General features: G+C 73.8%; 25 protein-coding genes. 17 read left to right on the top strand and 8 right to left on the bottom strand.

From position 1 onward, the window contains the following. The first annotated feature begins 25 nt into the window (after positions 1–25). Both O7602_RS21715 and O7602_RS21710 read left to right on the top strand, forming a co-directional pair. Positions 26–607 carry a Uma2 family endonuclease gene (locus O7602_RS21715; RefSeq protein WP_281584461.1) on the top strand — a complete coding sequence of 194 codons (582 nt, stop codon included), beginning with the start codon at positions 26–28 and terminating at the stop codon, positions 605–607. Between the two features lie 18 nt (positions 608–625). Further along, positions 626–1,705 carry an amidohydrolase family protein gene (locus O7602_RS21710; protein ID WP_281584460.1) on the top strand — a complete coding sequence of 360 codons (1,080 nt, stop codon included), beginning with the start codon at positions 626–628 and terminating at the stop codon, positions 1,703–1,705. 6 nt (positions 1,706–1,711) lie between these two features. On the opposite strand, the gene O7602_RS21705 is transcribed toward O7602_RS21710, so the two are convergent. Then, positions 1,712–2,287: a TetR family transcriptional regulator gene (locus O7602_RS21705; RefSeq protein ID WP_281584459.1), complete on the bottom strand. Its 576-nt coding sequence runs from the start codon at positions 2,285–2,287 to the stop codon at positions 1,712–1,714. A gap of 91 nt (positions 2,288–2,378) precedes the next feature. Between O7602_RS21705 and proS the strand changes: the two genes are divergently transcribed. From proS to O7602_RS21645, 12 genes are all read left to right on the top strand, one after another. Next, entirely contained in the window at positions 2,379–3,785 is a 1,407-nt protein-coding gene (gene proS, locus O7602_RS21700) for a proline--tRNA ligase (protein ID WP_281584458.1), read from the top strand. A 75-nt stretch (positions 3,786–3,860) separates the two neighbouring features. Beyond that, complete coding sequence (locus O7602_RS21695; protein WP_281584457.1) at positions 3,861–4,508, top strand: DUF402 domain-containing protein; 648 nt, start codon at positions 3,861–3,863, stop codon at positions 4,506–4,508. 242 nt (positions 4,509–4,750) lie between these two features. Beyond that, the gene (gene rpsP, locus O7602_RS21690) at positions 4,751–5,227 is read left to right on the top strand and encodes a 30S ribosomal protein S16 (protein WP_281584456.1); all 477 of its coding nucleotides are present in this window, start codon (positions 4,751–4,753) and stop codon (positions 5,225–5,227) included. Further along, a complete protein-coding gene (locus O7602_RS21685) occupies positions 5,202–5,462 on the top strand; it encodes an RNA-binding protein (protein ID WP_176308690.1) in 261 nt (86 codons plus the stop codon). The genes rpsP and O7602_RS21685 overlap by 26 nt, the downstream gene beginning before the upstream one ends. Then, positions 5,462–6,001 (top strand): ribosome maturation factor RimM, encoded by a 540-nt coding sequence (gene rimM / locus O7602_RS21680; RefSeq protein WP_281584455.1) that lies wholly within the window; start codon positions 5,462–5,464, stop codon positions 5,999–6,001. The genes O7602_RS21685 and rimM overlap by 1 nt, the downstream gene beginning before the upstream one ends. A gap of 13 nt (positions 6,002–6,014) precedes the next feature. Then, complete coding sequence (trmD, locus tag O7602_RS21675) at positions 6,015–6,803, top strand: tRNA (guanosine(37)-N1)-methyltransferase TrmD (protein WP_281584454.1); 789 nt, start codon at positions 6,015–6,017, stop codon at positions 6,801–6,803. A 143-nt stretch (positions 6,804–6,946) separates the two neighbouring features. Continuing rightward, positions 6,947–7,306, top strand: a complete 360-nt coding sequence (rplS, locus tag O7602_RS21670; protein ID WP_091064199.1) for a 50S ribosomal protein L19 — start codon at positions 6,947–6,949, stop codon at positions 7,304–7,306. A gap of 171 nt (positions 7,307–7,477) precedes the next feature. Further along, positions 7,478–8,359 carry a signal peptidase I gene (gene lepB, locus O7602_RS21665; RefSeq protein WP_281584453.1) on the top strand — a complete coding sequence of 294 codons (882 nt, stop codon included), beginning with the start codon at positions 7,478–7,480 and terminating at the stop codon, positions 8,357–8,359. Then, on the top strand, positions 8,356–8,988 hold the full coding sequence (lepB, locus tag O7602_RS21660) for a signal peptidase I (RefSeq protein WP_281584452.1): 633 nt from the start codon (positions 8,356–8,358) through the stop codon (positions 8,986–8,988). The genes lepB (O7602_RS21665) and lepB (O7602_RS21660) overlap by 4 nt, the downstream gene beginning before the upstream one ends. A gap of 37 nt (positions 8,989–9,025) precedes the next feature. After that, positions 9,026–9,493 (top strand): NUDIX domain-containing protein, encoded by a 468-nt coding sequence (locus tag O7602_RS21655; RefSeq protein WP_281584451.1) that lies wholly within the window; start codon positions 9,026–9,028, stop codon positions 9,491–9,493. Beyond that, positions 9,487–10,335: a ribonuclease HII gene (locus O7602_RS21650; protein ID WP_281584450.1), complete on the top strand. Its 849-nt coding sequence runs from the start codon at positions 9,487–9,489 to the stop codon at positions 10,333–10,335. Before O7602_RS21655 ends, O7602_RS21650 begins: the two co-directional genes overlap by 7 nt. After that, on the top strand, positions 10,332–10,655 hold the full coding sequence (locus tag O7602_RS21645) for a DUF2469 domain-containing protein (RefSeq protein ID WP_007075222.1): 324 nt from the start codon (positions 10,332–10,334) through the stop codon (positions 10,653–10,655). Before O7602_RS21650 ends, O7602_RS21645 begins: the two co-directional genes overlap by 4 nt. 59 nt (positions 10,656–10,714) lie before the next feature. On the opposite strand, the gene O7602_RS21640 is transcribed toward O7602_RS21645, so the two are convergent. Together O7602_RS21640 and O7602_RS21635 are read right to left on the bottom strand one after the other, a co-directional pair. Beyond that, complete coding sequence (locus O7602_RS21640) at positions 10,715–11,821, bottom strand: sulfite oxidase (RefSeq protein ID WP_281584449.1); 1,107 nt, start codon at positions 11,819–11,821, stop codon at positions 10,715–10,717. Further along, a complete protein-coding gene (locus tag O7602_RS21635) occupies positions 11,818–12,468 on the bottom strand; it encodes a class I SAM-dependent methyltransferase (protein ID WP_281584448.1) in 651 nt (216 codons plus the stop codon). The genes O7602_RS21640 and O7602_RS21635 overlap by 4 nt, the downstream gene beginning before the upstream one ends. Before the next feature lie 132 nt (positions 12,469–12,600). Between O7602_RS21635 and O7602_RS21630 the strand changes: the two genes are divergently transcribed. Then, the gene (locus O7602_RS21630) at positions 12,601–13,335 is read left to right on the top strand and encodes a peptidoglycan DD-metalloendopeptidase family protein (protein WP_281584447.1); all 735 of its coding nucleotides are present in this window, start codon (positions 12,601–12,603) and stop codon (positions 13,333–13,335) included. 18 nt (positions 13,336–13,353) lie between these two features. Here the strand turns inward: O7602_RS21630 and O7602_RS21625 are convergent, their stop codons facing one another. Together O7602_RS21625 and O7602_RS21620 are read right to left on the bottom strand one after the other, a co-directional pair. Further along, positions 13,354–14,535: an aminotransferase class V-fold PLP-dependent enzyme gene (locus tag O7602_RS21625; protein ID WP_281584446.1), complete on the bottom strand. Its 1,182-nt coding sequence runs from the start codon at positions 14,533–14,535 to the stop codon at positions 13,354–13,356. A 44-nt stretch (positions 14,536–14,579) separates the two neighbouring features. Next, positions 14,580–15,596, bottom strand: a complete 1,017-nt coding sequence (locus tag O7602_RS21620; protein WP_281584445.1) for a tyrosine recombinase XerC — start codon at positions 15,594–15,596, stop codon at positions 14,580–14,582. 565 nt (positions 15,597–16,161) lie between these two features. On the opposite strand from O7602_RS21620, the gene O7602_RS21615 reads away from it, so the two are divergent. After that, entirely contained in the window at positions 16,162–16,503 is a 342-nt protein-coding gene (locus O7602_RS21615) for a hypothetical protein (RefSeq protein WP_281584444.1), read from the top strand. Positions 16,504–16,517: 14 nt separating this feature from the next. On the opposite strand, the gene O7602_RS21610 is transcribed toward O7602_RS21615, so the two are convergent. The 3 genes from O7602_RS21610 to O7602_RS21600 are packed head-to-tail and all read right to left on the bottom strand — an operon-like array spanning position 16,518 to position 19,673. Next, positions 16,518–17,795 carry a DNA-processing protein DprA gene (locus O7602_RS21610; protein ID WP_281584443.1) on the bottom strand — a complete coding sequence of 426 codons (1,278 nt, stop codon included), beginning with the start codon at positions 17,793–17,795 and terminating at the stop codon, positions 16,518–16,520. Beyond that, a complete protein-coding gene (locus O7602_RS21605) occupies positions 17,792–19,312 on the bottom strand; it encodes a YifB family Mg chelatase-like AAA ATPase (protein WP_281584442.1) in 1,521 nt (506 codons plus the stop codon). The genes O7602_RS21610 and O7602_RS21605 overlap by 4 nt, the downstream gene beginning before the upstream one ends. Position 19,313: 1 nt before the next feature. After that, positions 19,314–19,673 carry a YraN family protein gene (locus tag O7602_RS21600; RefSeq protein ID WP_281584441.1) on the bottom strand — a complete coding sequence of 120 codons (360 nt, stop codon included), beginning with the start codon at positions 19,671–19,673 and terminating at the stop codon, positions 19,314–19,316. A gap of 228 nt (positions 19,674–19,901) precedes the next feature. On the opposite strand from O7602_RS21600, the gene O7602_RS21595 reads away from it, so the two are divergent. Then, positions 19,902–20,906, top strand: a complete 1,005-nt coding sequence (locus tag O7602_RS21595; RefSeq protein ID WP_281584440.1) for a hypothetical protein — start codon at positions 19,902–19,904, stop codon at positions 20,904–20,906. Positions 20,907–20,948: the final 42 nt, after the last annotated feature.

Below are 20,948 nucleotides of genomic sequence, written 5' to 3'. Positions count from 1 at the left end.
GTCGTCCCCCTGGAAGGAGATGTCAATGACCGCGGCCCCGATCCTGCCGGAGCGGCACGAGTGGACGGTCGACGACCTCGGCGACCTGCCGAAGGACCTTCCGTACGAACTGATCAACGGAAGGTTGATCGTGCCGTCCCCCACTGCCCTGCACCAGGACCTGTGTGTCCGTCTCCTGCTCGCGCTCGAGGTCAACTGCCCGCCGGAGTTTCTGGTGACCATCGACCTGTCCATGCGGGTCGACCGCCGCAACGAGCCGCGGCCGGACGTGGTGGTGATCCGGCGCAAGCACGCCGGCCGCTCACCGGTCCCGATCGAGGACACGCTGCTCGCGGTGGAGGTCGTCTCCCCGACGTCGCACTTCCGCGACCTCTACGACAAGGCGAAGGTCTACGCCCGCGCCGGGGTCGCCTCCTACTGGGTGGTGGACCCGCAGCAGGAGCGGATCGCGCTCACCGAATACACGCTCGGCGGCGTCGCCCGCGAGTACGAGCAGGTGACCCACACCGAGGACCTGTTCGTCACCGAGCGGCCGTGGAAGGTCTCCGTCGACCTGCCGGCCCTGACCGCGCGCCGCAACGACCTGCTGGCCGGCGCGGACGAGTGATCGGGTAGGACTGTGCACATGGCTCTGCATGTGCGCGGTGTGTTCCTTCCCGACGACGAGGTCCGGGACGCCTGGCTGGTCGGCGACCGGGTCACCTTCGACCCGGTGCCGGGGGCCGAGACGGTGGCCGACGGCGGGTTCGTGCTGCCCGGCCTGACCGACGCGCACTGCCACATCGGCATCGCCCGTGGCGGCGCCCCGATCACCTCGCTCGACCAGGCCCGGGAGCTGGCCCGGATCGACCGGGACGCCGGCGTGCTGGCCATCCGGGACGCCGGCTCGCCGTACCCGTACCCCGAGTTGGAGGACGAGCCGGGACTGCCGCGACTGGCCCGCGCCGGCCGGCACGTCGCGCCGCCCAAGCGCTACCTGCGCGACATCGGCGTGGAGGTCGGCGCGGCCGAGGTGGCCGCGACCGTGGCGGCGCAGGCCGCCGCCGGCAACGGCTGGGTCAAGCTGGTCGGCGACTGGATCGACCGGGGGGTGGGCGACCTCGCGCCGGCCTGGGACGCCGACACCATGACCGCGGCGGTCGCCGCCGCGCACGCCGCCGGGGTGCGCGCCGCGGTGCACACGTTCTCCGAGTCGGCGGTGGCGACGATGGTCCGGGCCGGGGTGGACTCGGTGGAGCACGGCACCGGCCTGAGCCTCGACCTGATCGACCTGATGGCCCGGCAGGGCACCGCGCTGGTCCCCACCATGATCAACATCCGGACCTTCGGCCACATCGCGGACCAGGCCCGGGACAAGTTCCCCGGGTACGCCGACCACATGATCGCCCTGCGGGACCGCTTCCCCGACGTGGTGCGCGCCGCCCACGAGGCGGGCGTGCCGATCTACGTCGGCACCGACGCGGGCGGCGGCATCGACCACGGGCTCGCGGCCCAGGAGATGCTGCTGCTGCACGAGCGGGCCGGGATGTCCGCTGAGGACGTGCTGGCCGCCGCCTCCTGGCGGGCCCGGGAGTGGCTCGGCTTTCCCGGCCTGGTCGAGGGCGGCCTCGCCGACCTGGTGGTCTATCCCGAGGACCCACGCCGCGACCTGCGCGTGATCACCGCACCCACCCGCATCATCCTGCGCGGCCAGGTGATCCGCTGACCGGCCTCAGCGTGCCGCGGTGGCAGCGAGGAAGAGGTGCACGGCCAGGTCGGCCAGGTGGGCGGCGGTGTCGTCTACCGGGGCTGACGGCAGCACGATGTGGCTCACCACCAGTCGGACGATGCTGTCCGCGGCGAACGCCAGGGCCGCCGGGTCGGCCTCCGGCAGGTGCCGACCCGCCCACTCCAGCAGCGCCCCGGTCGACTCGGCGAGCACCAACTCGGACCGGGTGGTCAGATAGGGCAGCAGCTCGTCCGAACCGCCCCGCGCGCTGGTCAGGATCGCCTTGATCAGCGGATTGTCGGCGGCCGAGGCGAGCGTGCGGCCGATCGCCGCGTACGCGGCGGCACGGACGTCGGCGCCGTGCTCGTCGAGCGCGGCCCGGACCTCGCCGACGAACCGGTCCACCTCGTGCCGGGCGAGCGCCTCGGCCAGGCCCGCCTTGGTGCCGAACTCGTTGTAGACCGTCTGCCGGCTCACCCCGGCCGTCTCGGCCACCGCGCCCATCCGGACGCCGTCCCAGCCACCGGCCACGGCCTGTGCCCGGGCGGCCTCGACGATCGCGTCCCGTGCCTCACCCATCGCCGTCGAAGTCTACGGCCGCCGGCGCGACACGGCGGGGGTCGGCTCCCCGGCGCAGCGGCGGCGCGCGCGGCGCATAGGATGTGCGGTCATGGCACGCGTGCTCACTCCCCGTGCGGAGGACTTTCCCCGCTGGTACCAGGACCTGATCGCCAAGGCGAAGCTGGCCGACAACGGCCCGGTTCGGGGCACCATGGTCATCCGACCGGCCGGCTACGCCATCTGGGAGCGGATGCAGGCCGAGATGGACGCCCGGATCAAGGCGGCCGGCGCGGAGAACGCGTACTTCCCGCTGTTCATCCCGGAGAGCTACCTCAAGCGGGAGGCCGAGCACGTCGAGGGCTTCTCGCCGGAGCTGGCCGTGGTCACCCACGGTGGTGGCAAGCAGCTCGCCGAGCCGGTGGTGGTCCGCCCCACGAGCGAGACGGTGATCGGCGAGTTCATGGCCAAGTGGGTCGACTCGTACCGGGACCTGCCGCTGCTGCTCAACCAGTGGGCGAACGTGGTCCGCTGGGAGCTGCGCCCGCGGATCTTCCTGCGTACCAGCGAGTTCCTCTGGCAGGAGGGGCACACCGCGCACGCCACCCGGGACGACGCGCGCGCGTACGCGCGGCGGATCCTGCACGAGGCGTACGAGGACCTGATGGTCAACGTGCTCGGCATCCCGGTCGTGGTGGGGCTGAAGACCGCCCGGGAGCGTTTCGCCGGCGCCACCGCCACGTACACGTGCGAGGGCATGATGGGCGACGGCAAGGCGCTCCAGCTGGGCACCAGTCACGAGCTGGGCCAGAACTTCGCCAAGGCGTTCGACATCAGCTACTCCTCGGCCGAGGGTGGCCGGGAGCACGCCTGGACCACCTCGTGGGGCACGTCGACCCGGATGCTGGGCGGGCTGATCATGTGCCACGGCGACGACAACGGGCTGCGGGTGCCGCCGAAGCTGGCGCCGGTCCAGGCGTACGTCATGATCGTGAAGGACGGGGACGGCGTGGGTGAGGCGGCGGCCAAGGTCCGCGACGCGCTGCGCGACGCGGGTGTCCGGGTCGCGCTGGACGACCGGACCGACACCGCGTTCGGCCGCCGCGCCGTCGACGCCGAGCTGCGCGGCTACCCGGTACGCGTCGAGATCGGCCCCCGCGATCTGGCCGCCGGCAACGCGGTGGTGGTCCGGCGTACGGACGGCTCGAAGGCCCCCACGCCGGTGGCCGACGTGGTCGGCGCGGTGCTTGCCGCGCTCGACGCCGACCAGCGGGCGTTGCACGACCAGGCGCTCGACTTCCGCCGGTCCCGCACCGTCGAGGTGTCGACGCTTGCCGAGGCGATCGAGGCGACCGCCACCGGCTGGGCGATGGTGCCCTGGTCGGCGGTCGGTGTGCCAGGTGAGGCCGAGGCGAACGCGCAGGGCGTGACGGTCCGTTGCCTGCTGCGCGCCGACGGCTCGGTGCCGGACACCGAGGACGAGCCCGACCTCGTGGCCATCCTCGCCCGCGCCTACTGAGATGCAAGGCGGGGCCCCCGGTTAACGCCTGAGGTAGAGGCGGGGCCCCCGCTTAACAAGTGAGGGATGGTGAGCGTGCGCTTCGAACCCGGCCGGCTGGTCCTGCACCGCAACGTGCGGCATGGGCGGATCGGGTGGGTCCGGGCGGCCCGCGTGGTCTCCGACGACGATCGCGGGCTGCTGCTCTGGGTGGCGCGGAACGCGCCGGTGGCGTACGAGGTGACCGCCGCCGGGCTGGGCATGCGGGCGGTGCCGTTCACCGAGTGGATCACCTCGTCGTACGCGCTGAAGCGCGACACGTGGAACGGGCCGTCGGTGCTGAAGTTCCTGCCCACGGGCGCCGCCCACTCGGTGTGGTGGTTCACCGACGAGCGGGGCCGGTTCCAGAACTGGTACGTCAACCTGGAGGAGCCCGGTGTCCGCTGGGACGACGGCGCGGTGGCCGGCGTCGACATCGTGGACCAGGACCTCGACGTGGTGGTGCACCCGGACCTGACCTGGGAGTGGAAGGACGAGGACGAGTTCGCCGAGCGGCTCGGCTTCCCGGAGCACTACTGGGTGACCGACGAGAAGGCGGTACGCGCCGAGGGGGAGCGGGTGATCCGGCTCGCCGAGGCGGGCGCGTTCCCGTTCGACGGGACGTGGCGTGACTTCACGCCACCGGCGGACTGGAACATTCCGGACGACATGCCGCCCGGCTGGGACCGCCCGCCGGTGCGCTGAACACGTGTCCTTCGTCACCGTCCGGCCCGCCCGGGGCGTACGCGCCGGGTCCGGTGTGAGCGTTCCGGCGCGGATCTGGCAGAATGGTCCGCTGGTATCCGGCGCGCGTCCGGCGCCCTCTAACCCGGGCGCGTCGCCAGTTCACCGAGCAGTCTCCGGCCCAAACCCCACTGTGCCGGTCGGCGCTCACCCGCCACACCGCCCGTACGGGCCGGTGAGATCGCAACAGGAGCGAAACAACTGTGGCCGTAAAGATCCGGCTCCTGCGGATGGGCAAGATCCGCAACCCGCAGTACCGCATCGTCGTCGCCGACTCGCGCACCAAGCGTGACGGTCGCGCGATCGAGTTCGTCGGTGTGTACCAGCCGAAGGAGGACCCTTCGGTGATCGAGGTCAGGTCGGAGCGGGTCCAGTACTGGCTGTCCGTCGGCGCTCAGCCGAGCGAGGCCGTGCAGCGCCTGCTGGAGCTGACCGGTGACTGGCAGAAGTTCAAGGGCCTGCCGGCGCCGCCGCCGCTGAAGGTCGCCGCGGAGCGGGCCGACCGCAAGGCGGCGTACGAGGCCGAGGCGAAGGCCGCCGCCGGTGTGGCGGAGACCCCGGCCAAGCCGGCCAAGAAGGCCGCCAAGGCGGAGGCCCCGAAGGCGGAGGCCGAGGCGCCGAAGACCGAGGCGCCGAAGGCCGCGGAGCAGACCGGTGCCGAGTCCGGTGAGCAGGCCTGACATGCCGCTGCGTCCCGCCCTGGAGCACCTGGTCAAGGGCATCGTCGACCACCCGGACGACGTCCGGGTGCGGATGGTCGATTCCCGTCGGGGCAAGCGGCTCGAGGTCCGCGTGCACCCGGAGGATCTCGGCACGGTGATCGGGCGGTCCGGCCGGACCGCCAAGGCGCTGCGCCAGGTGATCGGCTCCATCGGTGGGCGTGGGGTACGCGTCGACATCGTCGACTCGTACTGATGCTTCTCGTCGTCGGTCGGATCGGTAAGCCGCACGGCATCCGCGGTGAGGTCACCGTGGAGGTGCGGACCGATGAGCCCGAAGCCCGCTTCGCCCCCGGTTCGGTGCTGGTCACCGAGCCGGGGGCGGTTCCGGCCGAGCCGGGCGCCTGGCGGGTGCCGCCGGAGCTGACCGTGGAGTCGGCGCGCTGGCACCAGGGCCGCCTGCTCGTCGCGTTCGCCGGCGTGGCGGGCCGGGACGTGGCCGAGGCGCTGCGCAACACGCTTGTCGGCGTGGACAGCGCCGACGTCGACGCGCCGGAGGACCCGGAGGAGTTCCACGACCACCAACTGGTCGGGCTCGCGGTGGTCACCCCGGACGGTGAGCGGCTCGGCGAGGTGGACCGCATCGACCACGCACCCGCCTCCGACCTGCTTGTGGTGCGGCGTCCCGAGGGGCGCACCGCGCTCATCCCGTTCGTCAAGGCGATCGTGCCCGAGGTGGATCTCGCCGGCGGTCGCGTCGTCGTCGACCCGCCCGGCGGTCTGCTCGACCTGTAGCTGGAGCAACCGCATGCGCGTCGACATCGTGTCGATCTTCCCGGACTACTTCGCCCCGTTCGACCTGTCGCTCGTCGGCAAGGCCCGCGCCAACGGCACGCTGCGGCTGGCCGTACACGATCTGCGGAGCTGGACCCACGACGTGCACCGCACGGTCGACGACACGCCCTACGGGGGTGGTCCGGGCATGGTCATGCGGCCGGAGCCGTGGGGTGAGGCGCTCGACGCGCTGGCCCCCGACGAGCTGAGTCCGGACGGGCACACGCTGCCCCGGCTGCTCGTGCCGTCGCCGGCCGGTGTCCCGTTCACCCAGGCCATGGCGTACGAGTTGGCGGCGGAGTCGCACCTGCTCTTCGCCTGCGGCCGGTACGAGGGCATCGACCAGCGGGTGCTCGACCACGCGGCGACCCGGATGCGGGTGACCGAGGTCTCGCTCGGGGACTACGTGCTCTTCGGCGGCGAGGTGGCCGTGCTTGTCATCCTGGAGGCGGTCACCCGGCTGCTGCCCGGGGTGCTCGGCAATGCCGGCTCGCTGGACGAGGAGTCGCACGCGCACGGGTTGCTGGAGGCCCCGCTCTACACCAAGCCGGCGACCTGGCGCGGGCTCGACGTGCCCGAGGTGCTCCGCTCCGGCGACCATGCCCGGATCGCCCGCTGGCGGCGCGACGAGGCGCTGCGGCGTACGGCGGCCCGGCGCCCCGACATGGTCGATGCGCTGCCGTCGGAGAGCCTGGACGGGCGGGACCGGGCGGCCCTGGACCGGGGTGGGTTTCCGGTGCCTCCGGAGCGTGTGGCAGAGTAGAGGGGTCGCCGCATCCGTCCACGCCGTGGGCGGCTGCGAGGACCCTCGACCGGGGCCGGTGTCACCGGCCACCACCTGGGGGTCAGAATCACCCGTTCGCGCATCGACTGACGATGCGCCGTGAGCCTCACGAGGACACCGCGATGAACATCCTGGACGCCCTTGACGCCCAGTCGAAGCGCGCCGACCTGCCCGACTTCCGCGCCGGTGACACCGTCAAGGTGCACGCGCGGGTCGTCGAGGGCAGCCGGTCCCGGGTCCAGATCTTCCAGGGCGTCGTGATCCGTCGCCAGGGCGACGGCCTGCGCGAGACCTTCTCGGTCCGCAAGATCAGCTTCGGCGTCGGCGTGGAGCGGACCTACCCGCTGAACAGCCCCGGCATCGACCGCATCGAGATCGTGACCCGTGGTGACGTGCGGCGCGCCAAGCTCTACTACCTGCGCGAGCTGCGTGGCAAGAAGGCCAAGATCAAGGAGCTGCGGGAGAAGCAGCCGGCGAACTGACCCAGCGTTCGCCACGCCGCCCGAGCTGCGCGGATGTCGTATCGACCGGATCGCATTACCCTGGTCGGTACGGGCGCAGCCGGACGGCGCGAAGCGGTCCACTGCCGCCCGTGGGGTCTCCGCGAGGAGACTCCCGGGCGGTAGTGTCGTTTCCGCGGACCGGAGAGTGGCATGGTGCAGATGCTTGACGAGGACGGCACCGTCGATCCCTGGCGCCGGCGGCCCCGGCGCTCCCGCCGGCAGATGCCGCTCTGGCAGGAGTTGCCGCTGCTGCTGATCGTGGCGTTCTGCCTGGCGGTGCTGATCCGCACGTTCCTGCTCCAGGCGTTCTTCATTCCCTCCGGGTCGATGGAGAACACGCTGCTCATCGGCGACCGCGTGTTGGTCAACAAGGTCGTCTACGACATGCGTGACCCGATCCGGGGCGAGGTCGTGGTGTTCCGGGGCACCGACCGCTGGGTCGCTCAGGAGGCGCCGGCCCCGCCGACGAACCTCACCGGCAGGATCGGGCGCACCCTCGGTGATCTGATCGGCGTCAGCCGCCCCGGCGAGAAGGACTTCATCAAGCGCGTCATCGGAGTGCCCGGCGACAAGGTCTGGTGCTGCGACGACGGCCGGGTCGTGGTCAACGGCGTGCCGCTGGAGGAGCAGGCGTACGTCTCCGAGGACTCCCCGGTCGACCTTCCGCCCAACCCGAAGGAGTGCCGCTCCCGGCAGTTCACCGAGGTGGTGGTGCCGCCGGGGCAGATCTTCGTGATGGGCGACCATCGGCTGGTGTCGCAGGACGCCCGGTGTCAGGGTCCGGTGCCGATCGACAACGTCATCGGCCGGGCCTTCATGATCGTGTGGCCGTCGCAGCGGTGGACCAGTCTTCCCGTACCGGAGACCTTCGCGGGCCTGCCCCGCCCGGAGGCCGCGGCGGACCGTCCGGCCCCGGCCGACCCCGACCCGGTGGGCGGAGTCGTGCTGATCATTCCGGTCACGGCCACGCTCACCGTTCTCGCGGGTTCGGGGCGACTGCGCCGTACCCGGGGACGTAGGCTCCTCCCGTGATTGACGAGCAGACCGAAAAGCCGCGCAGCTCCTTCTGGAAGGAGCTGCCCATCCTCCTCGGTGTGGCGATCCTGGTCGCAGTGCTGGTTCGCGCCTTCGTGCTGCAGACCTTCTTCATCCCGTCGCCGTCCATGGAGAACACCCTCAAGATCGACGATCGGGTGCTGGTCAACAAGTTGGTCTACGACTTCCGTTCGCCGCACCGCGGCGAGGTGATCGTCTTCAAGGCGCCCACCGAGTGGAGCGGCAACCCCGACGGCGAGGACTTCATCAAGCGGGTGATCGGTATCGGCGGCGACCACGTGGTCTGCTGCGACCGCGCCGGTGGGCAGGAACGGCTGATCATCAACGGCAAGCCGATCGACGAACCGTTCGTCTACCCCGGAAACAAGGTGGCCGACCAGGACTTCGACATCACGGTGCCGGAGGGTCGGCTGTGGGTGATGGGCGACCACCGGGAGGCGTCCGGCGACTCGCTGGAGCACTGGCAGCAGTCCGGCGAGGACATCACCGAGGCGACCATCCCGGAGGGTGAGGTCGTCGGGCGGGCCTTCACCATCTTCTGGCCGTTCGACCGGGCCACCTGGCTCACCGTGCCCGAGCAGTTCGACGGGATCCCCAATCCCTGAGTCGGCAGCGGTCCCCGGCGTCTGGCAGGCTGGTGCGGTGACCGTCCACACCCCACGTCGCGCCGCCCGGGTGCTGCTCGTCGACGCGTCCGAGCGGGTGCTGCTGTTCGACGGCAGCGATCCGGGCCGACCGGGGCACCGCTACCGGTTCACCCCCGGCGGCGGGCTCCACCCGGGGGAGTCCCCGGCCGAAGGCGCGGCGCGTGAGCTGGCCGAGGAGACCGGCCTGCGACTGGCCCCGGCCGAACTGGGCGCGCCGGTCTGGTCCGAGACGATCGATTTCCCGTTCGACGGCGTGTGGTACCGCCAGGAGCAGGAGTTCTACCTCGTCCGGGTGCCCGGGTGGGAGGTCGACACCGCAGGCTTCGACGAGATCGAGCGGGCCAGCGTGCACGGGCACCGCTGGTGGGCGGTGGCCGAATTGGCCGCCACCGCCGAGCGTTACTACCCGACCGACCTGCCCGACCGGCTCGGTCGCGTGCTGGCCGGGAGTGACGGATGCTGACCCCGCCGCGCACGGTGGTGCGCCGCGACGGCGGGCTCTACGCGTTGGAGCGGGCCCTGCAACGACGGGGCTTCCGGCACGTGGCGGGCGCCGACGAGGCCGGCCGGGGAGCGTGCGCGGGGCCGTTGGTGGCCGCCGCCGCGGTGCTGCCCGAGGGGCGACGCGGTGAGATCGACGAGCTGGCCGACTCGAAGCTGCTCACCCCGGCGGCCCGGGAACGGGTCTACCAGGAGGTGGTGGCGCGGGCCCTGGCGTACGCCGTGGTGATCATTCCGGCCGAGGAGGTCGACGCCCGCGGGCTGCACGTGTGCAACCTCGCCGCGATGCGCCGGGCGCTCGCCTCGCTTGCCACCCGCCCGGACTACGTGTTGACCGACGGTTTCGGCGTCGACGGGCTCGACGTGCCGGGGCTGGCGGTCTGGAAGGGCGACCGGGTGGCCGCCTGCGTCGCGGCGGCGAGCGTGCTCGCCAAGGTCACCCGGGACCGGATCATGGTGGACCTGGACGGGCGGTTCCCCGGCTACGGCTTCGCCGAGCACAAGGGCTACATCACCGCCGAGCACAGCGCCGCGCTGCGCGAGCTGGGGCCGTGCCGGGAACACCGCTTCTCGTACGTGAACGTGGCGGCCGTCTCCGGGCGGGATGGGCGGCCTCCCCGCGCCCGTCGACCGGCCTCACCGGAGCCCGGCGCGGCGGCGGCCGGGGCGTCCGCCGAGCGTCCGGACGAGCCGATGGAGCACTCCGGCCCGTCAGGGGGTACCGTCGGCGTGGCGTTGGGCGAGCAGCCGCGACCTCCGGTGTCGGTGGGGGAAGATGTGGTCATGGAAGGCGGAGTGCGATGAGCGCGGAAGATCTCGAGAAGTACGAGACCGAGATGGAGCTGCAGCTCTACCGGGAGTACCGCGACATTGTCCGCCAGTTCTCCTACGTGGTGGAGACCGAGCGCCGTTTCTACCTGGCCAACCAGGTGGACCTGCACGTCCGCAACTCCGACGGCGAGGTCTACTTCGAGGTCGAGATGCATGACGCCTGGGTGTGGGACATGTACCGTCCTGCCCGGTTCGTCAAGAACGTCCGAGTAATGACGTTCAAAGACGTCAATGTGGAAGAACTCGAAAAGCCCGACATCTCGCTTCCCGCAGATTCCGGCTTCGGCGGCTGAGCACGGCTGCCGGTTTCGGCGGTCGAGCAGGGCTGCCGGCCGCGGCGGCTGAGCGCGGCTCAGTCCGCCGGCACCACCACCGTGACGCGCTGCACCAGGTTGTTCGCGAACCCGCCCCGGTTCCACGGCTGCTCCACCGGCTGCGTCCGCCCCGAGGCGTCCGTCGCCCGGGCCCCCAGCACATGGCGCCCCGGCGTCGCCGCCCAGTCCACCGACCACCGGCGCCACGCCCACCCACCACCGGTGGGCTCGTCCAGGCACGCCGCCACCCACGTGTCGCCGCCGTCGAACGTCACCTGCACCGACGTCACCGGCCCGTGCCCCGACCAGGCCCGACCGTCCACCGTGCACCGGCCCGCCCGCACCACCCGGGTGCGGGACATGAAGTCGGGAAAGCCGGGCGGACGCACAAGCGCGCGCGGCTCGATCCGGGTCACCGGCACGCCCGGGTCGTCGGCGTCGGCCCGCAGCCGGTAGGCCACCGCGTTCTGGTAACCCTCGAACGGCGCGGTCGTCACCCGGATGTCGCGCAGCCACTTGACATGCGCCATGCCGTACCAGCCCGGCACGATCAGCCGCAGCGGGGCGCCGTGCTGCGGCAGCAGCGGAGCGCCGTTCATCTCGTACGCCAGCAGCACCTCCGCGCGCAGCGCGTCGGCCACCGGCAACGCCCGCTGGTAGTCCTGCTCGACGCCGCGCTCCACCCCGTGGTCGGTGCCGGTGAAGACCACGTCCACCGCGTCCGCGGACAGGCCGGCGTCCCGCAGCAGCGGGGCCAGCGGGGTGCCCGTCCACTCGGCGTTACCCACCGCCTCCACCAGCCAGGGCTGGCTGACCGGGCGCGGGTGCAGCAACGCCCGTCCGTTGCCGGCGCACTCAAGCGTGACCTGGTGGGTGACCCGGGGACGCGCCCGCAGCGCCGCCAGATCCAGCCGGACCGGGCGCTCCACCGCCCCGGACACGGTGAGCGTGTACGCGCCGTCGTCGACGTCCGGGATGTCGTAGTGGATGAGCAGGTAGTGCAGACCCGCCGGGGTCACGTCGTAGCGCAACGCCTCCAGCGGGATGCCGTGGTTGCGCGCGGCGAGCTGAAGCTCCTCGGCGCTGATCGCCTCGTCCGGCCCGGCGACCCGGCCGGGCCGGCTGACATCGTCCACGGTGGTCATCGCCGCTCCAACTCGTCGTAGCCCACGAACTCGAACATCCGCGCGCCCGGCGCCAGCGGTCGGGGCGTGCCGGTGAACCGGTGCGCGCCGACGCCCACGCCGTCGGCCGGGCTGCTCACCGCCACCGGGACGAAGCCCTCCTCGGCGAACCAGGCGCAGATGGCGGGCACCAGGTCCGGCGCCCGCCGGTGCCGGGTCCACAGCACCGTGCCACCGGTGGCGCAGAGCGACGCGCAGTGCCGCACCGTCGAGCGGATGTCGTCGTCGTCGATGTTGCCGAACACGCCGCAGACCAGCACCAGATCCGCCGGCGCCAGGTCGGCGTACCCGTCGGTCACCGCCGCGTCGCCGGTCACCACCTCCACGCCGGTCAGCCCCGCCTCCGCGACCGCCCGGCGGGCCAGCTCGGTGTTGCGCGGATCCAGCTCGACCAGCCGGGCGGTCACGTCGCCGCCGCGCGGATGGGCGGCGAGCACCGGGATCAGGTCGCGGCCCTGCCCGGCGCAGAGGCTGACCGCGCGCAGCGGGCCGGGCGGCGCCGCGTCAAGCGCCTCGACGATCCGCTGCCGCACCTCGTCGAGCCGCCGGGACAACGCGGAGTCGGGCTGGTCGTAGTCGCGGTGCCAGGCGAGCCAGTCCTTCGTCACGCGGCCAGCATAGGCGGACCGGCCGTAGCAGATCCGCCCCGATTTCGGGGGCCGTCCACAACCCGGTGTCTGTCCACAGCGTCGATCCCGGCCGGTCGCCTCGCGTCGGGCCTGGCGGGCAGAGTGCGCGGCATGACGTTCCCGACCGGGCCGGCCCTGCTGCTCCTGCTCCTCGTGCCGGGCGTGCCCGCCGAAGCCGTCTCGCCCCCGGCCGGTTCGGTGCTGTCCGCGGGTCCGGCGCCCGCGCTGCCCGCGTCGTCGCTGCTGCCCGTAACGTCGCCGCCGTCCGTAACGTGGCCGCCGTCCGCGTCGTCGCTGCCTGCACTGTCGCCGCGGGCCGTGGCGTCGTCGTCGGCCGTAGGGTCGGTGCCGGCCTTGGCGTCGTCGCCGTCGGTGGGCCGCCCGGTGCCGGATGCGGCCCAGCCGTCCGAGGCGGGAAGCGGGACGCGGTTCCGGTGGCCGCTGCCCGGCACGCCCCGACCGGCCCGGCGGTTCGACCCACCACCGGAGCCGTGGCTGCCCGGGCATCGAGGTGTCGACCTGGTGGCCGAGCCCGGCGCCGAGGTGCGCGCCGCGGGCGCCGGGACGGTCCTCTTCGCCGGCCCGGTGGCCGGACGGCCGGTGGTCACCGTCGGGCACGGCGACGGGCTGCGGACCACCTACGAACCGGTCCGACCCCGGCTCGCTGCCGGTGACCGGGTCGACGCCGGCACCCCGATCGGCGAGCTGCTCACCAGGCACCCCGGCTGCCCCGCCGTGGCATGCCTGCACTGGGGGCTGCGGCGCGGCGACGACTACCTGGACCCGCTCAGCCTGCTCGGGCTGGGTCGGATCCGCCTGCTCCCACTGGGACCGGCCGGTCCCTGAACCGGCACCCCGGGCCGCTCAGCGTCGGGCGAGCAACGCGGGCAGGCGCACCGCCAGCCGGTCGTACTCCTCGGCGGTGTTGTAGACCTGGCCGCACAGCCGCAGATAGCCGCGCCCGTTCCAACCGGCGACCGACACCTCCGCGCCGAGTCGGGCCGCGATCTCGGCCCGCAACGCCCGGGCGGCGTCCAGCGTCGTCGCGATGCCCGGCGGCAACGGCACGAGCCGCATGGCGACCGCCGGTCCGCCGGGCGCGAGCAGCCGCTCCGGCGCCACCCCCAGCGCGTCCCCGACGACCCGCTGCCCGTACGCGGCAAGCGCCGCGTTGTGCGCCCGGACCCGGTCCACACCGAGGCTACGCAGCGTGAACAGGCCGACCGGGGCGGCCAGCCAACCGGTGTAGTCGAGGGTGGCCTGCCACTCCACCCGAGTGGGGAACCCGCTGCCCTGCTCCCACGAGACGACGAGCGGCTGGATCCGTTCCCGCCACGGCTCCGCCACCACGAGCGCGGCGGTGCCGCGCGGCGCGTACGCCCACTTGTGCAGGTTGCCGACCCAGAAGTCGGCGCCGACCGACGCCACCGTGGCCGGCAACATGCCGGGCGCGTGCGCCGCGTCCACAAGCACCGGCACGCCCCGCTCCCGTGCCACCGCGGCGAGCGCCGCCGCCGGAAACAGCCGGGCGGTCGGCGAGGTGAGCTGGTCGACGATCAGCAGCCGGGTCCGCCCGGGGCGCAACCCCGCCCGGACGATCTCGATGACCTCCTCGTCGGTGGCGGTCAGCGGCACCGGCAGGGTCCGGGACACCGCCCCGGTCCGTTCGCACTCCCGCGCCACCGACAGGGCGACCGCACCGTACCCGTGGTCGGTGGTCAGCACCTCGTCACCAGACCGCAGCGCGAGCGACTGCAACACCACGGCCGCGCCGGCGGTGACGTTGCCGATCAGGGCGGTGCCGTCCGGGTCGGCGCCGAGGAAGGTGGCCAGGTGCCGCCGGGCGTGGGTGATCCGGTCGACCAGGCCCGCGCTGAAGAACCGCAGCGGATTGGCCTCCATCTCGTCGCGCAGGCGCTGCTGGGCGCGCTGCACGGCGATCGGCACGGCGCCGAACGAGCCGTGGTTGAGATGGCTGACGGACGGATCGAGGGAGAAGAGCAGCCGAGCCCCGGGAATCGGCTCGGGCGGCTGCGGCACCGTCATCCGTCGATCCTAGCCCGCCGTGGATCATCGCCTCGCCGCTTCGGTCAGGCCCGCGGATGCGCCTGCCGGTAGGCCGCCCGCAGCCGCTCGACCGAGACGTGCGTGTAGATCTGGGTGCTCGCAAGCGACGAGTGCCCGAGCAGCTCCTGCACGGCGCGCAGGTCCGCGCCGCCTTCGAGCAGGTGGGTGGCGGCCGAGTGGCGCAGCCCGTGCGGGGTCACCCGCGGCACCCCGGCCGCGTCGGCCCAGCCGGCCACGATCCGCCGCGCGGTGGTCGGGTTGAGCCGTCCACCCCGGGTGCCGAGCAGCAACGCGCCGCCCGAGCCCGGCGTCACCAGAGCGGGCCGGCCCGCGCCCAGCCACACGTCCAGCGCCCGCTGCGCCGGCACCCCGTACGGCACCGCGCGCTCCCGCCCGCCCTTGCCCAGCACGCGTACCACCCGGCGACCCTGGTCGACGTCCGCGACATTCAGGCCGCACGCCTCGCTGATCCGGACCCCGGTGCCGTAGAGCAGTTCGAGCAGCAGCCGATCCCGTAACAGGACCGCGGCTACGTCAGTCGTCGTGTCGGCGTCCGTTGTCGTGTCGGCGCGCGCCGTGGTGGCGAGGTCGGGCGTCCGGGCGGCGGCGCCGAGCGCCGGGGCGTCCATCAGCGCGGCGGCCTGGTCGGCGCGTAGGACGGTGGGCAGTTCCCGGCGCGCCCGAGGGCTGGCCAGCGGCGCGGCGACGTCGGCCGGAAGGAGCCCGGCCCGGTGCGCCCAGGCACTGAAGGTGCGGGCGGCGGCGGCGCGCCGGGCCAGGGTCGTCCGGGCGGTCCCCATGGTCCGCTGCTTGGCCAGCCAGCTACGCAGCACCGCGAGATCCAACCCGGCCAGCTCCGTGCAGCCCATCCGCACCGCGTGGTCCAGCAGGGAGACGAGGTCCGTGACGTACGCCCGGACGGTGTGCGCCGAGCGGTTGCGCACCCGGGACAGGTGGTCGGCGAAGTCGTCCACCGCCTCGCGCATCGGCGTCGGCAACTCCTGGTGCGCGACCTGCGTGCCACGCCGCCGCTCACCCATCTGGGGTCTCCGCCCGTACCCGGCGCGTGTGGTCGCGCCGACGGAGTCGGGTGCTGTGGTCGAACACCGGTCCAGACTACGGGCGGAGCCCGCCCCCGCCCCGGGACGACCGGCCCACGCTCGTCAAACAGCGCGATGGCCCCGCCCTCGGCACCGGGCGGCCAGATGGTGTCGCACGCGAGTCGCGGTGTCGCCGGCAAAATCCGGCGGCTCGATCGCGGTGCCCCGCGACCGCCCCCTGCCCGCCGCCGGCCGCCGTCACTGCCCACCGCCGTCGCTGGCCGCCGCCGTCGCTGGCCGCCGCCGTCGCTGGCCACCGCCGTCGGTCGCCAGCGTCAGCCGACCGCCGTCGAATTTAGCCGTCTGGGTGCGTTTGTTGCTGCCTGGGCGACAACAAACGCACCCCAATCCGGAAGACAACCACCCACGCCGAACGAGGGGTGGCCCGAGGGCTCTGGACAGGGGAAACTCGTGTGGCGAAGCGGTCGGTGCCGGTCAGATCGGGCTGGCTTGGCCGGGCAGGGCGTCGCCGCGACGGTGACGCCGGTGCGAGGAGGGACCGGGCGTGGGAGTGGATGCCGTCCTCTACCGGCGGGTGCGGGCCGGGGCGGGCCGCCGAGGGCCGTCGTACGTGTCGATCGAGGTCGTGGCGGACCGGCAGGACGTGCTGCTCGACCTGCTCACGCGGGTCCGGGGCGGCGGGCGTACGCCGCTGCTGGACCGCGTCGAGCCGCTTGGTGAGCTGACCGTGGACGCCGGGCAGGTGCCGCACCTGCTCACCGAGCTGCGCTGCCTGCTGGAGGCGGCCCGGGCGCCGCGCGAGGTCGACCAGATCCGCCGGCTGGCCCGGCTCGCGCACCGGTGCCTGGAGGGCCGCGACGTCGAGCTGCGGTTCGAAGGCGACTGACCCCACCGGTGCGCTCACCGGTCGGCCCCGGCGTCACGCCGGTTGTCGATCGGCGGTGCCGAGGCGTCGGTCGGCGGGGTCGTGTCGTGCCGCGCGTCGGACGGCCGGCGAGCGCCGTGGGCGTCGTCGGTCGGCGCCAGCGCGTAGCCGTCGTCGCGGCGTACCACCAGGGCCAACTCCTCCAGCATGGACAGCTTGCGCATCGCGGTGCGCAGGTCCACCCCGGCCCGCGCCGCGATGTGCTCCAGATCGATCGTCCGACGGCGGGGCATCGCCTCCAGCACCTGGGCGGCGTCATCGTCGAGCTGGTCCCGGGGCCGTTGCGGGGCCCGCGCGAGCGGTGCCAGGTCGTACCCGATCCGGCCCACCTCCTCCAGGACGTGCGCCACGTTGGCGACCAGCCGGGTTTCGGGTTTCTCGCGGAGCACCTGGTGCCCGCCCACCGACAGGGCGGAGGTGACCGGCCCCGGCACCACCATCGCCGGACGCTCGAGACCGAGCGCCCGGTTGAGGGTCTGGGTGGCGCCGCTGCGGGCGGCAGCCTCGACAAGCACCGTGCCCAGGGTCGCCGCGGCGATGACCCGGTTGCGGATGAGGAACCGTGGACGTAGCGGCTCCGCGCCCGGCATCCATTCGCTCACCAGCAGGCCGGTCTCGGCGATCCGGTCGAACAGCGCGGCGTTGCCCATCGGGTACGGGCGGTCCAGCCCGCAGGCGAGCACGGCGACGGTACGCCCGCCGGCGGTCAACGCCCCGCGGTGCGCCGCCGAGTCGATGCCGAACGCCCCGCCGGACACCACCGTCCACTCCCGATCCGCGAGCCCGTAACCCAGCTCCGTGGCGACGTGCGAGCCGTAGGGGGTGGCCGCCCGGGCGCCGACCACGGCCACCGAACGCTCCAGCGTCTCGCCGAGCGGCCAGCCGCCGCGTACCCAGAGACAGAGCGGCGGGTCGGTCTCCACATCGACCCGACGGGTGGCCTCGGGCAGCCGCAGCTTGCGGAGGTCGGCGACCCGCGTCGGCCACTCGTCGTCCTCCGGGGTGACCAACCGCGCCCCGATCCGTTCGGCGCGCGCCAGCGCCTCCGCCGCGACCGCGTGGGCGTCGCCGGCCGCCGTCCGGACCGCCACGGCCGCCCGGAGCAGCCGGTCCGGCGCGTCACCGGACAGCAGCAGGTCGAGCGCGGCCACCGGGCCGTGCCGCTTGACCAGGTCGTGCACCGAGCGGGTGCCCGGCTCGGCGAGCCAGGTCAACGCGATCCGGGCCAGTCTGCGGTCGTCGCCCTCGTTCATGTGCCCTCTCCCGTCCTCAATTGGATGGCCTCGGCGATGTCGTGCTCGTCCGGTCGGTCCCGCCCGTCGAGGTCGGCGATGGTCCACGAGACCCGGAGGACCCGGTCGTATCCGCGCGCCGACAACGAGCCGGTGTCCAGGCGGCGGCGCAGCTCCCGGGTGACCCGCGCCGGCAGGTGCCACGGCGGGCGGCGCAGGTGGGGGCCGGGGACGTCGGCGTTCACCCGGTGCCCGGTGGGCGTCCAGCGGTCGGCCGCGGCGCGGCGGGCCTCGACCACCCGGGCGGCCACGGCGGCCGACGACTCGTGCGGCGCGTCCGTCCGCAGCAGCTCCGCCGCGCGTACGGGTGGCAGTCGGACCTGCACGTCGACCCGGTCGAGCAGCGGACCGGACAGCCGCCCCAGGTAGCGTCGCCTGGCCAGCGGGGTGCACTCGCAGTCGGTGTCCCCGGACGGCTTCGCGCAGGGACAGGGGTTGGCCGCCAGCACCAGTTGCGTACGGGCCGGGTATTCCGTCGCGCCCCGGGTGCGGGCGACGCGGACCACTCCGCTCTCCAACGGCTGGCGCAACGCCTCCAGCGCGCCCTTGCGGTATTCGGGGGCTTCGTCGAGGAAGAGCACGCCCCGGTGGGCCAGCGACACCGCGCCGGGCCGGGCCAGCCCGGAGCCGCCGCCGACAAGCGCCGGCACGGTGGCGGTGTGGTGCGGCGCCTGGAACGGAGGGCGGCGCAGCAGCCCACCCCCGGGTGGCAGCAGCCCGGCGATCGAGTGCAACGCGGTCACTTCCAGGGCCGCCTCGTCGTCCAGCTCCGGCAGGATCGACGGCAACCGCTCGGCGAGCATCGTCTTGCCGGCGCCGGGCGGGCCGAGCAGGGCGAGGTGGTGACCGCCGGCGGCGGCGATCTCGATGGCTCGTCGCCCGAGCGGCTGCCCGGCGACGTCGAGGAGGTCGGGACCGGGCGGGACGGCGACCGGGGCCGGCTCGGGCGGGGTCAGCAGGGGGGTGCCGTCGCGGACGTGGGCGACGAGCCGGTGCAGGGTGTCGACCGCGTGCACCCGTACGCCGGGGATGACGGCGGCCTCGGCGGCGTTGCCGGCGGGCACCACGACGCGCGGGTATCCGGCCCGGGCGGCGGCGGCGACCATCGGCAGGGTGCCGCGGACCGGACGGACCGCGCCGTCGAGGCCGAGTTCGCCGAGGATGACCGTGGCGTCGAGGGCGACCGGCGGCAACTCGCCGGAGCCGGCGAGAACCGCCACGGCGAGGGCCAGGTCGAACGCGGAACCGTACTTGGGCAGGGTGGCGGGGAGCAGGTTGAGGGTGATCCGGCGGTTGGGCCATTTCTGGCCGGAGTTGACGATGGCGGCGCGGACCCGGTCGCGGGCCTCGTGCAGCGCGGTGTCGGGCAGGCCGGAGATGAGCACGGCGGGCAGGCCCGGGGCGAGGTCGGCCTCGACCTCGACCACGTGCCCGGCCACGCCGGCCAGGCCGACGCTGAGCACCTTGGCGTAGCCCATGTCAGAACGCGCCCCGGAGGTGCTCGACCCGGGCGTGGCCGGCGGCCGGCAGCCGTACGGAGAGCACGTCGAAGCGGACCTCGTCGGCGGTGGTGCCGGTCTCGGCGAGCCAGCGGGCGGCCAGGCCGCGCAGCCGGCGGGCCTTGGCCCGGACCACGGCCTCGGCGGGGGAGCCGAACTGCTCGGTGCGGCGGGTCTTGACCTCGCAGATGGCGAGCACCTCGCCCTCCCAGGCGATGATGTCGATCTCTCCGTCGGGGCAGCGCCAGTTGCGGGCGACCGGGCGCAGGCCGGTCTCGATCAGGTGTCGCAGCGCGCACCGCTCGCCGTAGGCGCCGACGGCCTGGTTCCGGTTCGTCATGCCGGCCAGGATGCGACCGGCGGGCACCCGGGCGGGTGCATCGTGCCGCCGGCCTGTGGACGAGGGTGGCTTGTGGACGGGCTCACGATCTCCCGCCACTTCTGCTAGGTAAGCCGCGCGGTCACTCCCCGTGGTGGCATGGCGACCGGTCGCAGCGGGGATGAGCTGCGGCGACGCCTCGGCCAGCCCGAATGGCGCGGCTGGTGGCGGTCGCATACCGTGCCGGTCGTGGACGGACGACGCAGCTACCCCGAGGACCAGCAGGAACCGCGGTGGAGCGACCGCGGGTACGAGTCGGACTGGCGCGCCGCGGGGGAGCCGCGCTACCGCGACGACGACTACCGCACCCCGGAGCAGCGCACCGGCGAGAGCCGCTACGGGGGGTACTCCGCTGCCGATCCGCTCGTCGACGACACCAGCGGTTGGCGGTCGCAGCGCCCGGACGACCCGGAGGTCTCCGGTGAACTGCCCGGCCGCGCGGGTCGCCGGGCGGCCCGGGAGGCGGCCGGCTCGACCGGCGGTGAGGATCCGCTGTCCCGCAGCGGCGTGGACGCGCTCGGCACGGCGTCGCGCGGGGCGACGAACCCGCTGGCCGACCCGATCCAGGCCGCCCGTGGCGGGGGCGCCGACCCGTACGGGCTCGGGGCGCGCGGCGCGGACGGGCTGGCCGGCAACACCGATCCGGCCCGTCCCGGCCCGCTGGGCGGCTATCCGATCGTGGACACCGGCCGGTCGGCGGAGCCCACCACGACGGGCGGGACGCAGATCTCGGTCGGCGGCCGGACGGATCCCGGCGCGGCCACCGCGTTGCGGGTGGGGGAGCGTCCGACCGCTGCGGCGGATCCGGCCGCGCCGGTGAATCCGCTGGAGATGCCGACCGGCCCGATGCCGGCGGTGGTGCCCCGGACGGACACCCCGCCGCCCGGTGACGGCGTCTACCGGACCCGGCGTCCGGCGCTGGCCGTGCTGCTGGCGGTCCTGGTGCTGGTGCTGGAGGTGCCGGCGGTGCGGGTGTTGCTGCACGGGCTGGTCGGGGACCCGGTGTCGACGTCGCACGTCGTGGTGGGCACGTTCCTGGTGGTCGGGCTGCCGATCTTCGGCGCCGGGCTGTACGGCCTGCGTACCGGTGGGCTGGCGCTCGCCGACGGCAGCCGCGGCTGGCTCCGCCCGCCGACCGCGTACCTGACCGTCGGTCTGGTGCTCTTCGTCGCTGCCGCGCTCGCCGCGCGCTGACCGCGCCGCCCCAAGATCCACGCCGGTACGCCGAGGTGGTGG

The sequence above is a fragment of the Micromonospora sp. WMMD1128 genome, from assembly GCF_027497235.1.
Taxonomy (GTDB): domain Bacteria; phylum Actinomycetota; class Actinomycetes; order Mycobacteriales; family Micromonosporaceae; genus Micromonospora.
Note: the sequence above shows the minus strand (reverse complement) of the source record. Positions and strands in the feature narration are given on the sequence as shown.

Excerpts from the sequence above, each read along its gene's own strand:
- O7602_RS21645 (WP_007075222.1), top strand. The coding sequence starts at position 10,332 with ATGAGCGCGGAAGATCTCGAGAAGTACGAGACCGAGATGGAGCTGCAG.
- rplS (WP_091064199.1), top strand. The coding sequence starts at position 6,947 with ATGAACATCCTGGACGCCCTTGACGCCCAGTCGAAGCGCGCCGACCTG.
- proS (WP_281584458.1), top strand. The coding sequence starts at position 2,379 with ATGGCACGCGTGCTCACTCCCCGTGCGGAGGACTTTCCCCGCTGGTAC.
- O7602_RS21710 (WP_281584460.1), top strand. The coding sequence starts at position 626 with ATGGCTCTGCATGTGCGCGGTGTGTTCCTTCCCGACGACGAGGTCCGG.
- O7602_RS21625 (WP_281584446.1), bottom strand. The coding sequence starts at position 14,535 with ATGACGGTGCCGCAGCCGCCCGAGCCGATTCCCGGGGCTCGGCTGCTC.
- O7602_RS21650 (WP_281584450.1), top strand. The coding sequence starts at position 9,487 with ATGCTGACCCCGCCGCGCACGGTGGTGCGCCGCGACGGCGGGCTCTAC.
- O7602_RS21610 (WP_281584443.1), bottom strand. The coding sequence starts at position 17,795 with ATGAACGAGGGCGACGACCGCAGACTGGCCCGGATCGCGTTGACCTGG.
- trmD (WP_281584454.1), top strand. The coding sequence starts at position 6,015 with ATGCGCGTCGACATCGTGTCGATCTTCCCGGACTACTTCGCCCCGTTC.
- lepB (WP_281584453.1), top strand. The coding sequence starts at position 7,478 with ATGGTGCAGATGCTTGACGAGGACGGCACCGTCGATCCCTGGCGCCGG.
- rimM (WP_281584455.1), top strand. The coding sequence starts at position 5,462 with ATGCTTCTCGTCGTCGGTCGGATCGGTAAGCCGCACGGCATCCGCGGT.
- O7602_RS21715 (WP_281584461.1), top strand. The coding sequence starts at position 26 with ATGACCGCGGCCCCGATCCTGCCGGAGCGGCACGAGTGGACGGTCGAC.
- O7602_RS21630 (WP_281584447.1), top strand. The coding sequence starts at position 12,601 with ATGACGTTCCCGACCGGGCCGGCCCTGCTGCTCCTGCTCCTCGTGCCG.
- O7602_RS21600 (WP_281584441.1), bottom strand. The coding sequence starts at position 19,673 with ATGACGAACCGGAACCAGGCCGTCGGCGCCTACGGCGAGCGGTGCGCG.
- O7602_RS21705 (WP_281584459.1), bottom strand. The coding sequence starts at position 2,287 with ATGGGTGAGGCACGGGACGCGATCGTCGAGGCCGCCCGGGCACAGGCC.
- O7602_RS21640 (WP_281584449.1), bottom strand. The coding sequence starts at position 11,821 with ATGACCACCGTGGACGATGTCAGCCGGCCCGGCCGGGTCGCCGGGCCG.
- O7602_RS21620 (WP_281584445.1), bottom strand. The coding sequence starts at position 15,596 with ATGGGTGAGCGGCGGCGTGGCACGCAGGTCGCGCACCAGGAGTTGCCG.
- O7602_RS21605 (WP_281584442.1), bottom strand. The coding sequence starts at position 19,312 with ATGGGCTACGCCAAGGTGCTCAGCGTCGGCCTGGCCGGCGTGGCCGGG.